Raw genomic sequence first — 15,962 nt, 5'->3', positions numbered from 1 at the left:
CTTAGTATACTTCCTACTGTCAAGACAGTCCATATTTTTAAATGACCTGAACGAACAAAACTGTAAGCTATGTTTTTAAGCTGATCTTTGTCTACGACTACTTTCTCTCACAATATCGTTGAAGAGAAAAACGATCTAAGTTTTACATTGACGAATCAAATAAAAATACTCGCTGAACAATTTTCATTGAACAACGAGCATGCTAAGTTTTTGACTAATAGCTGTACTTTCTTTTTTCTAAATAGGAAGAAAGTAAGGATAAAGCATAGCAGACAGCAAAATACATCAATGTCATTGCCACAAACATTGGCAATACATAATTGGTATTTTGGCCGTAAACAATTCGTGCTTGGTGAGTCAATTCAGGTAAGGAAATGATCACTGCTAATGATGTATCCTTGATCAATGAAATCAGCTGACTCACGATTGCTGGGATCATTGATTTAAATGCTTGGGGTAAAACGACGATTCTCATCGTTTCTACATAAGACAATCCTGTGGAAAGACCAGCCTCCATTTGTCCTTTAGGAACGGCATTCAACCCTGCTCGAAAAATTTCTGATAACATAGCCGATTCAAAAATCGTCAATGCTGCTACGGCTGACCAAAAAATATTCATTTGGATACCGATTTGTGGTAAGGCAAAATACGTAAAGAAAATGATCAATAACAATGGAAGATTTCTGATAATATCAATTAGTATTCCTAGTATTTTTGAAAGATAAGGTATATTGGCAAAACGAACCACACCACAAATCCCGCCAATCAAAAAACTAAAGATGATTGAAAATAATGAAACCTCCACAGTCACTTTTAATCCTTCTAATAAGAAGCGGATATTCATCCATGAAAAAGCACCACTAAAATCCATTTTGTTCTCCCCTTCCTATGAACGAACTGCCCATTTTTTCTCTAAATATGTCATCAAGTAAGACAAAGGTAATGTAATTACTAAGTAAAAAAGACCCACGATGATATAGGTATCAAAAGTGTTGAAAGTTTCACTGGCAATTAAGTCCCCTTGATACATTAAATCTAACCCAGCAACGATAGCTAAAATCGATGAATTTTTGACTAGATTAATGAATTGGTTTCCTAATGGTGGTACGACGATCTTGAAAGCCTGCGGCAAAATAATAAACCGCATCGTTTGCGCATAGGTCAAACCAGCTGATAAACCCGCTTCTGTTTGCCCTTTTGGCACTGTTTGAATCCCTGAACGAACGGTTTCTGCAATAAATGCCGAAGTATAGATCGTCAAACCGATCGTCCCTGCTTGAAAGCCGTCAAAACTAATCCAATAGATCGGAAGGACGACATAAAAGAACATCACAATAATCAACAATGGGATATTTCGAAAAAATTCCACGTACGCTTTAGCTAGTCCACTGATCACTTTGTTCGTTGACAATTGAAAAATTGCCATCAGTGTTCCAATAATCAAACTAAATAATAAAGCTAACACACTTGAATAGATAGTGATTTTAAACCCTTCTAAGAAGGTTGATCCATATGTTTGCAGCAACTCAGCCATTCTTTCCCCTCCTTAATTCACTTTTCCTTGGGTGGTATCTGGGAACCATTTTTGGTAAATCTGATCATATGTGCCGTTAGCAATGAGTTCTTTTAACGCTTGATTTACGGCATCCAAAAATTCTGTTTGTCCTTTATTGATCGCAATTCCATAAGGTTCATTGGTAAACGTCCCACCTGCTAAAGTATAGTCAGGGTTCTCGTCAGCCATTCCCAACAAAATGGCATTATCGGTCGTCATAGCATCTCCTTGCCCCGATTGTAAAGCAGTAAACGCTTCGGCATAGTTTTCTAGTTCAAGAATTTTTGCATCTGGAGCATGTTCTCGGATATTTACTGCAGAAGTTGATCCTTTGACTGCGAGCACAGTTGTTTCAGCATTTAAGTCATCTACGCTTTTAATCGGGCTTCCTTTTTTGACTAATAAAGATTGTCCGGCATCAAAATAAACATCAGAAAAATCAACTTGCTTTTTTCGTTCATCTGTAATGGTCATTGTCGCAATAATCGCATCAATATTTCCATTTTTTAATAGCGGAATCCGTGTTTTAGAGGTAACTTCCACAAATTCTGCTTTCCCATCTTTTCCAAGAATCTCTTGCGTAATCGCTTTAGCGATATCGATATCAAATCCTTGAACCGTACTACTTTTGATATCCATCATCCCAAATAAGCGAGTATCGTATTTTACACCCCACGTTATGGTGTTGTTTTGCTTACTTCGTTCCAGAATATTTTCTTCAGCGACACTTTTTCCTTTGCAGCCTGCTAATATCAAAAAGACCAGACCCAAAAGGAAAAGCAAACGAATCATTGTTTTCTTACGCATTTTATTCCTCCTATCAATGATTGATTACTTTACTAATAAATTGTTGTGCCCGAGGTTCTTTAGGGTTCTCAAAGAAGTCTTTTACATTGCGGCTATCTTCCAATACTTGGCCATCCGCCATGAAAATAACCCGATCTGCTACTTCTTTTGCAAATCCCATTTCATGGGTCACGACGATCATTGACATCCCATCACGAGCTAATTTTTTCATTACATCAAGTACATCCCCGATCATTTCCGGATCTAAAGCAGATGTAGGCTCGTCAAATAGCAGCATTTCCGGATTCATCGCCAAACCTCTGGCAATTGCCACACGCTGTTGTTGTCCTCCAGATAACATAGATGGATAAGAATCTTTTTTGTCGAGCATGTTGACTTTTTCTAAGAATTTTTCCGCGTTTTTCACTGCACTTGCTTGATCTTGCTTTAATACTTTAATCGGTGCAAGTGTAATGTTTTCTAAAACGGTTTTATTAGGATATAGATTAAAATGCTGAAAAACCATTCCAACATTTTTTCTGACTTCGGTCAATTTGGTTTTTTTGTCCTGAAGGTCGATATCATTGATTAACAATCTTCCAGAAGAGATCGTTTCTAATCCATTGATACATCGTAACATTGTACTTTTACCTGAACCTGAAGGACCAATGACAACGACGACTTCCCCTTTCTCAAACTCGAGGTTTATGTTTTTCAAAGCATGGAATTTGCCGTAGTATTTTTCCACGTTATCAAATTTAATCATTGCCATATCATTACACTCCCATTATTATTTAGTAAGAAAACATTTAAAGATATATAATAGAACATATTATATCTGAAACTTACGTATTTTGTAAAGTTTCTTTGAAACTTTCTTTCGTTATTTTTCTCCTTTGCTTCTTGCATCTGCTATTTTTCTGCATTTTGTTCGTCTTTTGATTTAGAACGGTTGTTTCTTCCTCCAAAAAACGGTAAGATATTAAGTGCTTAGTCTTACAAATCGTAAAGAGGTGTTTTTTTTGAAAAATATTATTCTAACAGGTGATCGCCCGACTGGCAAGTTACATTTAGGGCATTATGTAGGATCACTCAAAACACGGGTAGAAATGCAAAAAGATGAAAACAATCAACTTTTTGTAATGATTGCAGATATGCAAGCCCTAACCGATAACGCTAAAAACCCTGAGAAGGTTTCTTCAAATGTACTTGAAGTTGCTTTAGACTATTTAGCTGTTGGATTAGATCCTACGAAATCAACGCTTTTTATCCAATCGCAAATCCCAGAATTAGCTGAATTGACTATGTACTATTTAAACCTAGTCAGCGTTGGGCGTGTCCGTCGTAATCCTACAGTTAAAACAGAAATCGAACAGAAAAAATTTGGTGAAGGTGTCCCAACTGGATTCTTTATTTATCCTGTATCGCAAGCTGCTGATATCACGGCTTTCAAAGCGAATTTAGTTCCTGTTGGTGAAGATCAAAAACCAATGCTTGAACAAACGCAAGAAATAGTTCAAAGTTTCAACCACACGTATGGCGACGTCTTAGTGGAACCAAAAGGCGTTTTCCCACCAAAAGGAATGGGCCGTTTGCCTGGCATCGATGGAAATGGAAAAATGAGCAAGTCATTGGGTAATGGCATCTATATTTCTGATCCTGCTGATGTGGTCAAGAAAAAAGTAATGAGTATGTACACAGACCCAAATCACATCCACGTGGAAGATCCAGGTCAAGTCGAAGGCAATATGGTATTCACTTATCTTGATGTGTTTGGAAAAGATAAAAGCGCAATTGAAGAAATGAAAGCTCATTATCGTCGTGGTGGTCTAGGTGATGTAAAAATCAAACGCTATTTGATTGATGTTTTGGAAGAAGAGTTTGCTCCAATTCGTGCTAGAAGAGAAGAATTAGCGAAAGATCCAGCCGCTGTGATGGCGATCCTAAGAGACGGTAGTGACGCTGCTGCGAAAGTCGCTGCTCAAACTCTAGCAGAAGTCAAAACTGCAATGGGAATCAATTATTTTAACTGATTGGCTTGTTAATGAATAAAAAAAGACGTCCTCATTCTTTGTGAGGGCGTCTTTTTTTACAGTTTAACGAATATTTGCACCAACTGTTTCACTTAGTGCTTTTTCGATCTTAGTCATTGATCGGTTAATTTCTTCATCTGTCATTGTTGCTTCAGGATTCTCGAATGTCAGACTGTAAGCCATTGACTTATGTCCTTCCTCGATATTTTTTCCTTGATACACATCAAACAGTTGGATGTCTGTTAAGAACTTACCTGCAGCAGACTGGATAACCGTTACGATTTCTTGATTGGTTACTGTTTCTGCAACTAACATCGCAATGTCACGAGAAACGGAAGGGAATTTTGTCACCGCATGGAAAGTCATCCCTTTTTGAGCAGCTTCGATCACTGAGCTCAAGTCAAATTCTGCAACATAGGTTTCTGGAACATCGTATTCTTTAGCTGTATTCGGATGAACCTGTCCAACAAATCCAATCACTGTTTCACCTAAATAGATTTCCGCTGTTCTTCCTGGATGCATGTCTTTCAAACTATCAGTCGCTTGATAAGAAATTTCTGTTGCTATTCCTAATTGTTCAAACAAGTTTTCTAAAAGACCTTTGATCGTATAGAAGTCAACTACTTCTGCTTGAGTTTGCCAACTTTTATCCTGCCAAGTACCTGTCAATGCAAGAGCAACATTTTTCACTTCCTGCGGCAAATGAGTCAATGGATCGTTTTCTTGATAGAAGACTCTTCCGACTTCATAAAAAGCGACATCACTATTTTTTCTAGCTACGTTATAGTTCACATTATCCAATAAGCCACTGATCAAGTTCATTCGTAAGACAGAACGGTCTTCGCTCATTGGCCAATCAAGACGTGTAACTAAGGAATCTTTGATTGTAAATTGACGAGATTTTTCTTCCGTTGTCAAAGCATAGCTGATGGCTTCATGTAAACCACTGTCTTCAAGTAATGTACGGATCTTGCGTGTTATTGCTTGCTCTTGGGTCAAACTTCCTGCAACAGTCTCTCCACTTGGTAATGTGGAAGGCAAGCGATCATAACCATAGATACGAGCGACTTCTTCAATAATATCCGCTTCAATCTTGATATCCCAGCGACGAGGAGGAACAGTAACGGTGAACGTTTCCCCTTCACTTTGACAGCCAAAGCCAAGTGCTTCAAAAATCTCATTTACTTCCTTCACTGTTAAGTCAGTTCCTAGATAATGATTGATTCGTGAGAGGGTGATCGTTACTGTTACGTCTTCTACTTGATAAGTCGAACCAGCAACCGCACCTTGAAGAACCTCACCGCCTGCTAACGAAACGATCATTGCAGCAGCAACATCACATGCTTCAGCAACTGTTGCTTGATTGATTCCTTTTTCAAAACGAGCAGAAGATTCACTTCTTAAATTGAATTGTTTCGCTGTTCGACGGATCGAAATTGGATCAAACAAAGCTGCTTCTAGAGCAACCGTAGTCGTTGTCTCAGTGATTTCAGAATCCAAGCCGCCCATCACACCTGCTAAAGCGACTGGTTGTTCTCCATTAGTGATCACGAGATTTTCGGGTGTTAGCACACGTGTTTCGCCATCTAACGTAACGATTTTTTCTGTTGCTTTTGCCTGACGAACGACGATTTCTTGTGATCCCAGCCGATCATAATCAAACGCATGTAATGGTTGCCCAAACAACAGTAAGATGTAGTTTGTGATATCTACTACGTTGTTGATTGGTCGAATCCCTTCATTCATCAAGATATTTTGTAACCATTGTGGACTAGATTGGATTTTTACGCCCTCAATGATTCGAATTTGATAAGCAGGCACAGCTTCTGGATCTTCGACTGTCACCTTGATTTTGTCTTTTGCCGGACGTGCTGCTTCTACTAATTCTTCCTCTGCAAAATGAGGTGTTTGACGATAAATCGCCCCCACTTCATATGCTACTCCTCGCATAGATAAAGCATCTGCGCGGTTCGGTGTAATCGATAACTCGATAATTGAATCGTCCATGTCTAAATAAGAAAAGACGGGCTCTCCATTGACTGCCTCTTGTGGAAGATAGTAGATTCCTTCAGCATATTCTTTGGGAACAACACTATCTGGATAGCCAATTTCTTGTAAGGCACAAATCATTCCATTAGAAACTTGACCACGCATTTTCCCTTTTTTGATTTTTACATTCCCTGCGATCCGTGAATTAGGTAAAGCAACGATGACTTTGATCCCTGCCTTCACGTTAGGTGCGCCACAAACGATCTGTGAAAGTTCTTCTTCACCGATATCCACTTGGCAAATCGATAAATGATCGGAATCAGGATGTGGTACGCATTCCTTGACTTCGCCGACTACGATTTTTTTTAAGCCTTCTTCAGGAACCGTGATTCCTTCCACTTCGATCCCAGTCACTGACATTTTATCAGCTAGTTCTTTTGGCGTAACTGCTGACAAATCAAGATATTTATTTAACCATTTATAAGAAACTAACATGCTTTTTACTCCCCTTTGAACTGACTTAAGAAACGCAAGTCATTTTGATAGAAATTACGAATATCATTGACACCGTAACGTAGCATTGCTACTCGATCTGGGCCAAGGCCAAAAGCAAAACCAGAGTATTTTTCCGGATCGATTCCTGACATTTTCAATACATTTGGATGAACCATCCCAGCTCCTAAGATTTCAATCCAACCTGTGTGCTTGCAGACATTACAGCCAGCGCCACCACATTTGAAACAGCTGACATCCACTTCAACAGAAGGTTCAGTAAACGGGAAATAACTAGGACGTAGTCGAATTTCACGTTCTTCACCAAACATCTTTTTCATAACGACTTCTAAAGTGCCTTTTAAGTCACCCATCGTAATGTTTTCATCGATCACTAATCCTTCGATTTGATGGAATTGGTGACTATGAGTAGCATCATCTGTATCACGACGGAATACTTTCCCAGGTGAGATCATTCGAAGTGCACCTTTTGAAAAGTCATGTTTTTCCATCGTACGTGCTTGTACTGGTGAGGTATGCGTACGAATCAAGATCTCTTCTGAAATATAAAAAGTATCTTGCATATCACGAGCTGGGTGGTCTTTTGGTAAGTTCATTCGCTCAAAATTATAATGATCAGACTCCACCTCATACCCTTCAACAATTTGGTAGCCCATTCCAACAAAGATATCTTCGATTTCTTCCATGATTTGTGTCAAGATGTGGCGGTTTCCTTGTTTGACTTGACGTCCTGGCAAGGTCACATCAATTGTTTCTTTGCTTAAAGCTGTTGCAAGTGCCGCTTCTTCTAACGCTTGCTTTTTACGTTCAATTTCTGCTGTCAACAGATCACGAATCTCATTGGCAAAACTACCAACTTTCGGACGTTCTTCAGGACTTAGATCCTTCATTCCCCGTAAAACTTCGGTGATTGGTCCTTTTTTTCCTAAAGTTTCTACACGAATTTGATTTAATTCTTTTAAATCGCGTGCTGTCGCTATTTTAACGATTGTGGCTTCTTTCAAGCTTTCTAATTGGGCTTGTAGAGACATTCCCTATTTCCTCCTTCAAATTCAAATACAAAAAAGACCTCATTCCTACAAAGGAACGAGGTCTTCGCGTTACCATCCTAATTTACGGTCAAAACCGTACACTTACTTTTTTAACGACATTTGCCGGTCTGAATAAATCAGACGAACTCAGAAAGTGAACTTCATTTTTCAAACTCAGGATCTGCTTACAGTCTATGACAGATCTCCCTGGACTGGTTTAGCCAAACTACTCTTTTTCGTCAACGTTCTTTAGCTATTCATCTAATGCCAGTTTACAAGATTTCACTTCCAAAATCAACTGCATTCTTCTTCTGTCACCCATTTTTCACTCCAAACCTGTAACTGAACGATGGCCTTTTGAAGATCCGCTCCTTTTTCAGTTAACATATATTCTGAACGGCTGGACTCTTTACATGAGAAGTTTCTGGCGATGATTTTTTCTTTTTCAAGTTCTTTTAATCGTTCAACTAAAACCCGATCACTCACCATAGGTATTTTAGCTGCGAGATCAACAAAGCGTTGCGGACCATTTTCAAGCAATACATCAATAATCAGCCCATTCCATTTTTTACCTAAAATCGAAAAGGTCTTTTCAAATTTAGGACATAAAGTGAACTCTGTCTGTGTTAGCTCCATTTTACTCACCTCTTTGCTAAGAGTATAGCATATTACTTACAAAGTGTAAGTCCTAGTTGCTCAATTATTATTATTTATTAATATTTATTATTTTCTTTGCGCTTAATAAGACAAGAAAGACATCTGTGACAGGCTTTTCTAATGATTCTGTCAACGCCTGTTGATAAAGATTCAATTGCCCACGATATTTTTGAATGACTGCATCAATCGCTGTTTCATCGTTGCGATCCAAAATGAAATCCGTCTTAAAGTCATATAATTGAATCGTCGTGGGTAAATCGATATAACCATCAACAATCCCATGGATCAGTAATTCATCTTCTTCATTTGGGTATTGTTCAAAGACCCGTTCTGCAGGTAATAGCATTGAAAACGGTTGTTCCCGTTTGACATGCTCTTTTTGCTTGATCAATTCTTTTCCTAGCTCGGTTTCAAAAAACCAAAGAATAGCAGAAAAATCAATTTTTTTGGCTACCTTTTGATCCACTAAACGCTTTTTGACTAATTCATCTAGCAATGCTTGGATCGACTCAGTAGTCGGCATTTCTAATGGCAGCAATTGCAATAAATAGTGTGTTGCAGTTCCGATTGCCGCAGCTGAAACCTGTTGCGTTTTTTGTAAGAAACGTGGTTCAGCCAATGTATCTTGCGTATAACGGAATTGGCGGTTTAACCCTCTTGTTTCATTACTTTCCCAGACAAGTTTAGCATCAAGCGTATCATCTGGATCTTCAAACAAACGTTTAATTTCAGAGACCGATTGATAACTTGTGGTTTGCGTTGACTCTTTGAAAGGATAACGATAATCGAGTCGTGCTTTCAGAGCAGGTGATAGTGGTGTTTGATCCACGTCATTATTTTCAGCAGCATCGTTTTCTTGCGCTATTAAACGTTGCCTTTTTTCAAGCAGAGATTGTTGATTCATCCAAGTAATCGCAAATTGGCTATCAGAGTTTTTTAATTCTGAAAGAATGGTTGCTTCGGCAAAATAGTTTTGCATCAATGGATGACGCATCAAACTAAGACCGATCCAGCTCATCAAGCTGTTCTTCCCTTTTAATCGAGTCGTTGGTTCTAAGACTAATTCGGTTTGTTCAGAAGCTTCTGACCAATTCTTCAAGGTATCTTCTTTATTTTTATACGAGCCGATAATAAATAATTTTTGTTCCGCACGGGTCAAACCAACGTAGAGTTTACGCATCTCCTCTGACAATAACTTATTTTGTTTGGCTGATTTGATCGCTTGGTAAGGCAAGGTATCATACAACACCCGAGTATCAGGGTCCATATAACGAATCCCCGCACCTAGTTTTTCTTCAAAAGCATATCGCTTTTTTAAATCTTGCAAATTGAATTGTTTGGTCATATCTAATAAAAAGACAATAGGAAATTCTAAGCCTTTACTTGCGTGAATCGTCATGACTCGGACGGCATTATCGGCGGATGAAATCACCGGCTCCGCTAAATCTTTGTCTTTTTCCTGCATCTTTTCGATGAAGCGAACGAATTGATACAACCCTCTAAACGAACTTTGTTCATACGCTTTTGCACGATCAGCCAAGGCATAAAGATTTGCTTGTCTTTGGGCACCGGCTGGTAAACCTGCTACATATTCTAAATAACCGGTTTGTAAATAGATCTCCCACAGCAAGTCAGTGATTGAAGACCGCCGAGCCAGTTCCCGCCACAATTCGAGTTGGTCATTGAAATGGCGCAATTTATCAGCTAATTCATTCTGATTTGCTGTTTGGTAAGCCAGCACCGCATCATAATAGGTATGCGTACGATCAGCTAAACGGATCTGTGCCAGTTCTGGTTCAATCAGTCCTACGATCGGTGAACGTAAAACGGCTGCCAATGGAATATCTTGATATGGATTATCAATCAATTGTAGCAAAGAAATCATCGTACGTAGTTCAGTAGATTGAAAATAATTTTGGGCATCGTTCATTTCTAAAGGAATATCCAATGTTTTAAAGATCTCTAATATCGTCAGATTATTCTTCTTTGTAGGTGTTAAAAGTACGATATCTTTATATTCGACAGGACGATTCTGTTTCATTTTTTTATCATAGATCAGGAATTTTTCATCAATCAGTTCGCGGATTTTTAAGCCCGTCATAAAGAGTTCGCCTTCTGTTTTGTCCTCTAGATTCTCATCAATTGGAAGGTCGCTGTTTGGCTCTTCTTCTTTTTCGTAAATCAATAGTTCTGGTTCAAAGCGATCGACTTCGGGGAAATCGGGAAATCCTAATCGTAATTGTGCAGCATCATCATAAGCGATTTGTCCCACAACGGGGTCCATCAATTGTTGGAACACTAGATTGGTAAATGACAGGACTTCCTTTCGGGAACGAAAGTTTTCTGCCAAAATGATCCGTCTTCCACCGTCAGCTGTTGAAAATGCTTCATACTTTTCAATAAACAAACTAGGATCAGCTAGTCGAAAAGAATAAATCGACTGTTTGACATCCCCAACCATGAATAAATTGCCGTTTGTCGGATCAGGCTGTCTAAGCCAATAAAGGATAGCTTCTTGCAACTGATTGATATCTTGGTATTCATCGACCATTACTTCTTTGAATTGCTTACGATAAAGCTTTGATGCTTCACTTGGAAGCCATGACTCTTCTGTTTGAGTCGTCAAGATTCGCAAGGCAAGATGTTCTAAATCATTGAAATCTACTACTCCCTTTTCTCTTTTTCGTTGGCTAAAGCCATCCATGAAACGTTTGGTGACATTCGTCAACTCTTCCACTAGGACAGCAGCTTTTTTCGTCCGTTCGGTCAATTGTTCAGGAGAAATCGGAAAATAAGTTTTTCCAATTTTCTGAATGATTTTTTTCGCCTGATCTCTTAAATTTTTAACTTCGGCTGAACGTTCTTTCAGCTCTGCTTTGCGACTGCTTTTAAAAGTAGTAAAAGTCAATGTTTCTAAACCAGTATAGGCTTCCGGCAATTGATCTTGTAATAAGTGATCATAAATGCGTTGGACTTGTTCTTTTTCTCCTGCAACTTGTTCCAACATTTTTTCCAGACCTTCTTCTTGCGCTAATCCAACCATTTCTTCATAAAGTTGCACACTTTGTGCCATATCTGTAAGTAGAAGTGGTCGCAATTGTTCTTGGTACAATGGAGAATGAGCTAATCCATCATCTAAACGATAGTTATCCACTAATTGATCTAACCAACGCTTGGGATCAGGATTCGCTCGCGCAAATTCATAAAGAGAGAAAACCAGATTGGTCAATCCATCATCTGAACGATCATTTGAAAAATTCATTGTTAATTGGAAAAACTCTTCCCGATCTTCGCTATAACAAGCCTCGCGTAATTCATCCCAAACATCTTCTTTCATTAAGATCGTTTCTGTCTCATCCGTTAACATCCGAAAAACTGGATCAATATCGATCAAGTAGTAGAATCGGCGGATGACCGTTAAACAAAAAGCATGTAAAGTAGAAATATTAGCACTCGGCAATAAAATCAGCTGTTTCGTGAAATGTTGTTGGCGTGCCGGATCGCTTTCACTATTGACTGCCTCTTGTAAAGCTTCTTGGATCCGTTCTTTCATTTCTTTCGCTGCCGCTTCTGTAAACGTCACGATCAAAAGTTCATCAATATTGAACCCCATTTTTAGTTTTTCGATTACTCGACGGACAAGCACTGTGGTTTTTCCAGAACCAGCGGAAGCTGATACCAGCAAGTTATCTCCCTGATCAAAAATGGCTTGCCATTGTTCGTCAGTGAATCGTTCGTTTTCTGGTCTCAAAGGAATTTTGGTCATTCTTCCTCACTCCTTTTTTCTATTCTTCGCAGGGCTTCTTCCTTGTTTAATTTTTCTAAACGGTGATAATTGTTTTCTTGCAACATCACATCAAACGTACAAACACTTCTAAAAGGACACATTTGACAAGCAAGCCGCTCCTTGTCTTTGTATGCTGGATTAAGTTTGATCTCCCCTGACGTGATTTTATCCCCTGCTAAACGCATATTCGCACGATTATGCGCCATAAAAAGTTGGAGTTCCTGTTCTGTATAGAATTTTTCTTTACTAAAACTTCCCTTTTGATAGACATCTTTCGCATTTTTCTTGATCGGATAAATCAAAGAGTTCTCTTTTGCTTCCAGTGAATGATCTAATACTTCCAATAACTCAGGTTCATCGACAAAAATGCCGTCATAACTGAATTTTTTCAATGTCTCTTTTTCAATTTCATTTGCTTCAGACAAAATCGGATTATGGACATGTAAATAATAGGAACCAGCTGGTCGAACCAATGCTTTTCCAGTCAATTTGACAGCATCCATCAACGCCACGTCTAGATAGGTCAACAGTTGCATAGCCATCCCGTAGTAAGCTTCAGTGACATCAAAGGAACGTCCACTTGATTTATAATCGACAACACTAAGCCAGGTATCCGCTTGTTCAACAGCAACATCCACACGATCAATCTTCCCACGAACATGTAATTTCCCACCATTATTCAGTGGTAATTCCAACCCTGGGATACCTTGAGCGCCAGCAATTTGGCCAAACAATATTTCTGTTTGAAGGGGCTTCATCCCTGTATTTTTACTTTGCTTTTGTAATGCCCAAGCTACTTTTTGGATCGTTTGTCCTAACTGATAACGAATATAGTTCATTCGAGCTGAACTATCTAAAATTTCAAAGCGTAACTCGCCAAAGACGTCTTGCAAGACTTTTTCAGTAAACTCTTTACGTTGTGTGTCGGTCATTTCTACTAGCGATATCTGATTTGAAAATAGTAATTTAAAGAAACGGTCTAATGATTCATGATAAAAATCACCTGTAGCAGCTGGCGTTAAACCATAGACCATTCGTTCTTTCAGTTTCAAACCAAATTGGACAAAATATTTATATTCACAATTATAGAAATTTTCTAATCTGGAAATAGAGGTATAAATATCTTTACCATAGAGTTCCTCTGCCATCTTTTTAGGTAATGACACCGGGACATTAAGATGTTCTTGACTTTCAAAAATGCGCAATGCAAAATTTCGCCATTGTGATTGCAAGATCTGCTCTCTTAGTTGGCGCCAATACACCGGAACTTTTTTCTTCTCTTCCTTTGCTAAACGATAGATATGATTGATTGTATTGATCCCACTACGATACGTACCGATATAACAACTCGGATCGCTGTCTAAAACCAAATGCTCTTTTCTTTCAGCTGGGATCATCAAGTATTCCATGATTCGTTTCAAATAAGGAGAGATTTTCAACGTGTTTGTATCATAACTTTGAGCGTAACTGAGGTATAGACGCTGAGTGGCTGAAGCAAACACCAAGTAGGCTTGCAATGGTTCAAAAGACAAGTTCTCTTTTGCGGGATCAAATAAAAATTTCTCTTCCGCTAAACGAGCATTCAACGTTTCCCTTTCCTCACTAGAAAGCAAGCCTTTCGTTTCGTGCCGATCAGGAAATACTTGATCATTCAAGCCAATGGCAAACGTGACTTTCGCCTGGTTTGATCGTACCAGTTCCAAGCGGTTGATGCGTACTTGGTCGATTGCTGTAGGAATCTTCCCATAACTTAAATTTTCTAACCCGCTGGTAATGATTTCCTGAAACAAATGCCAGTCAAATTCAGATTCCCCATAAATGAGCGAATACTCGTCCAGTAAATCAATCAACGCCCCCCATGTTTGCTCATGGTTTCGGGCTGCTGCTAAATTGCCTCGTTCAATTTCTTGATTTCGCCAAAAAACTAATTGTTGTTGTACGCCACTGTTCACCAAAAAACGATAAAAGACCGTCGCGCCTTCTTGTCCATTTTTACATTTTTTCATCTTGTCAAAAAATGTTGGGACTTTCTCTTTGAAGAAGTGCCGAATATCATTCGAGCGTTTTTCTAATTCTTGAACATCTTCCAGTTGTTCTGCTTCAAAATCGTAAGACACGAACTGCCAATCTTTTTCTCTCGTCCAGTATGAACCTTGATAGTTATAAGCAAGTGCTACATTTTCTGTGACATCTAATTTTGCTCGGAACTGATTTCTTTGCTCACGCCAACTGGCTAAGTCTAGTGTATCATCCGCTTCACAAATGAATAATTCAGTTTTGAAAAAACGCATGATATCATTCAAACGATAGGCATATCGATCTAAAGCGAATAAACTATTGATCCATTCGATCAATGGATGATTCTCCATCAACTGCTCTTCATCAATATAAAAAGGAATCGCCATTTCTTTGAAAACAGGTTGTAGCAAGTTACCATAAAACGCCATATCTTTCGTTAACACTTGAATGTCACGATAGCGATAATTTTCCTCGCTGACCAAACGACGGATCTCCACAGCTAGTTGTCTGACTTCTTCGGTGGCGTTCTCTGCTTCCCAAATTCTCAACGCCTCTTGTTGCCCAACCTTCAGCGGCTGGCTTTTTTTGTTGCTAGAAGTTTCTTCCCACATTTTTTGCAAGTGCATGAGTGCAAGCGGTCTTTCATGTTCTGGGGCAAATTTTTCCACTAAAACCGGCACTCTTCGTTCTTTGGCACTGTTGATTAGTTGGAAATAGAGCTTTCCTGTTTCATGAAACAATGTCAACACTTCAGGCATATCCGTGATATAAGGACGATCAAGAAGCAAATCAATCACTAGCTGTCCCTTTTCCATCATGACCTGTAACAATTGATATTCTTGCGCATTGACTCGAGTGAAACCACTAACGATAAATTTCACCTTGGACATGTCTTGCGTTTGTAGATAATTTGCCAAAATGGTCAAAGCATCTTCAGATTGCAGCGCACGTTGGACTAATTCTTCTTCAAAAGCTGTAAAAATCAATTGAAGATCTTTCATTTTCAACTGTTGATTTTCAGCTTTTACCGTATCCGCTAGTTCTGAAAAGACAAGATCTTCAGGTGAAATATTTCCAATACGTAATTCATTGTGCAATTCTTGCAGCTGGCGAATAAACCCTTTTTTATTGATTTCTCCCCGAAAAATCGTTAAATTTTCTTCATTTTTTTCTAGGATCTGTCGCAAGATCATTGCCGAACCAGATTCTGAAAGTTCATTACCAGACAATAACGTTGTTTGCTGCAACAAATACCACGCTAAACGATAAAAACTAAAGACTTGGACATTCGTTGTACTAAATGACGTTTTGCCACTTCTTTGACGCAGCTCTGTCAAGATTTCTTGTTCTTGTTCAAATTTATTATAGTTAGGTACAAGGAAAAATACCTGGTGCATGCTATCTTTTGCTAACCATTCGACTGATTCATCAATCAACGCTGTACGGTGGTCTTTTCGGGCTGTCCCGAGAATAAATTGTAAAGACATTTTCCCTCTCCTTATTCCTTAGATTCATTCCTCATTCATTATACCAAAAACAACTGAACATTTGTTCTTTCTCCTATTTTTTTTAGAAATTAATTGTTTGCGCTT

General features: G+C 38.7%; 10 protein-coding genes and 1 other annotated feature. Of the genes, 1 reads left to right on the top strand and 9 read right to left on the bottom strand.

Annotated features, from left to right (window positions below):
- Positions 1-214: 214 nt before the first annotated feature.
- Genes IGK21_RS06020 through IGK21_RS06005 form a run of 4 tightly spaced genes read right to left on the bottom strand, consistent with a single transcriptional unit; the run spans position 215 to position 3,113 of the window.
- Entirely contained in the window at positions 215-871 is a 657-nt protein-coding gene (locus IGK21_RS06020; RefSeq protein ID WP_010737486.1) for an amino acid ABC transporter permease, read from the bottom strand.
- 15 nt (positions 872-886) lie between these two features.
- A complete protein-coding gene (locus IGK21_RS06015; protein ID WP_010719298.1) occupies positions 887-1,534 on the bottom strand; it encodes an amino acid ABC transporter permease in 648 nt (215 codons plus the stop codon).
- A gap of 12 nt (positions 1,535-1,546) precedes the next feature.
- Positions 1,547-2,362, bottom strand: a complete 816-nt coding sequence (locus tag IGK21_RS06010) for a transporter substrate-binding domain-containing protein (protein WP_010719299.1) — start codon at positions 2,360-2,362, stop codon at positions 1,547-1,549.
- 13 nt (positions 2,363-2,375) lie between these two features.
- Positions 2,376-3,113, bottom strand: a complete 738-nt coding sequence (locus IGK21_RS06005) for an amino acid ABC transporter ATP-binding protein (protein ID WP_010719300.1) — start codon at positions 3,111-3,113, stop codon at positions 2,376-2,378.
- A 250-nt stretch (positions 3,114-3,363) separates the two neighbouring features.
- On the opposite strand from IGK21_RS06005, the gene trpS reads away from it, so the two are divergent.
- Positions 3,364-4,374 carry a tryptophan--tRNA ligase gene (gene trpS, locus IGK21_RS06000; protein ID WP_081129004.1) on the top strand — a complete coding sequence of 337 codons (1,011 nt, stop codon included), beginning with the start codon at positions 3,364-3,366 and terminating at the stop codon, positions 4,372-4,374.
- A gap of 63 nt (positions 4,375-4,437) precedes the next feature.
- On the opposite strand, the gene pheT is transcribed toward trpS, so the two are convergent.
- The 5 genes from pheT to IGK21_RS05975 form a co-directional block, all read right to left on the bottom strand.
- On the bottom strand, positions 4,438-6,858 hold the full coding sequence (gene pheT, locus IGK21_RS05995) for a phenylalanine--tRNA ligase subunit beta (RefSeq protein WP_181914952.1): 2,421 nt from the start codon (positions 6,856-6,858) through the stop codon (positions 4,438-4,440).
- 5 nt (positions 6,859-6,863) lie between these two features.
- Entirely contained in the window at positions 6,864-7,907 is a 1,044-nt protein-coding gene (gene pheS, locus IGK21_RS05990) for a phenylalanine--tRNA ligase subunit alpha (RefSeq protein ID WP_010719303.1), read from the bottom strand.
- A gap of 48 nt (positions 7,908-7,955) precedes the next feature.
- Positions 7,956-8,159: a binding site (T-box leader), on the bottom strand.
- Between the two features lie 42 nt (positions 8,160-8,201).
- The gene (locus IGK21_RS05985; RefSeq protein WP_010719304.1) at positions 8,202-8,543 is read right to left on the bottom strand and encodes a winged helix-turn-helix transcriptional regulator; all 342 of its coding nucleotides are present in this window, start codon (positions 8,541-8,543) and stop codon (positions 8,202-8,204) included.
- A gap of 70 nt (positions 8,544-8,613) precedes the next feature.
- Positions 8,614-12,330, bottom strand: coding sequence for a helicase-exonuclease AddAB subunit AddA (gene addA / locus IGK21_RS05980; protein WP_181914951.1), 3,717 nt, complete (start codon positions 12,328-12,330; stop codon positions 8,614-8,616).
- The gene (locus IGK21_RS05975) at positions 12,327-15,857 is read right to left on the bottom strand and encodes a PD-(D/E)XK nuclease family protein (RefSeq protein ID WP_081129000.1); all 3,531 of its coding nucleotides are present in this window, start codon (positions 15,855-15,857) and stop codon (positions 12,327-12,329) included. The genes addA and IGK21_RS05975 overlap by 4 nt, the downstream gene beginning before the upstream one ends.
- Positions 15,858-15,962 lie beyond the last annotated feature (105 nt).

Source organism: Enterococcus sp. DIV1421a (assembly GCF_051711025.1).
GTDB classification, from domain to species: Bacteria; Bacillota; Bacilli; order Lactobacillales; family Enterococcaceae; genus Enterococcus_B; species Enterococcus_B hirae.
This window is presented reverse-complemented; position numbering and strand designations above follow the sequence as displayed.

Bases quoted from the DNA above. Each gene is read 5' to 3' on its own strand.
- IGK21_RS06005 (WP_010719300.1), bottom strand. From the start codon at position 3,113: ATGGCAATGATTAAATTTGATAACGTGGAAAAATACTACGGCAAATTC.
- IGK21_RS05985 (WP_010719304.1), bottom strand. From the start codon at position 8,543: ATGGAGCTAACACAGACAGAGTTCACTTTATGTCCTAAATTTGAAAAG.
- pheS (WP_010719303.1), bottom strand. From the start codon at position 7,907: ATGTCTCTACAAGCCCAATTAGAAAGCTTGAAAGAAGCCACAATCGTT.
- IGK21_RS06015 (WP_010719298.1), bottom strand. From the start codon at position 1,534: ATGGCTGAGTTGCTGCAAACATATGGATCAACCTTCTTAGAAGGGTTT.
- IGK21_RS05975 (WP_081129000.1), bottom strand. From the start codon at position 15,857: ATGTCTTTACAATTTATTCTCGGGACAGCCCGAAAAGACCACCGTACA.
- pheT (WP_181914952.1), bottom strand. From the start codon at position 6,858: ATGTTAGTTTCTTATAAATGGTTAAATAAATATCTTGATTTGTCAGCA.
- IGK21_RS06010 (WP_010719299.1), bottom strand. From the start codon at position 2,362: ATGCGTAAGAAAACAATGATTCGTTTGCTTTTCCTTTTGGGTCTGGTC.
- IGK21_RS06020 (WP_010737486.1), bottom strand. From the start codon at position 871: ATGGATTTTAGTGGTGCTTTTTCATGGATGAATATCCGCTTCTTATTA.
- addA (WP_181914951.1), bottom strand. From the start codon at position 12,330: ATGACCAAAATTCCTTTGAGACCAGAAAACGAACGATTCACTGACGAA.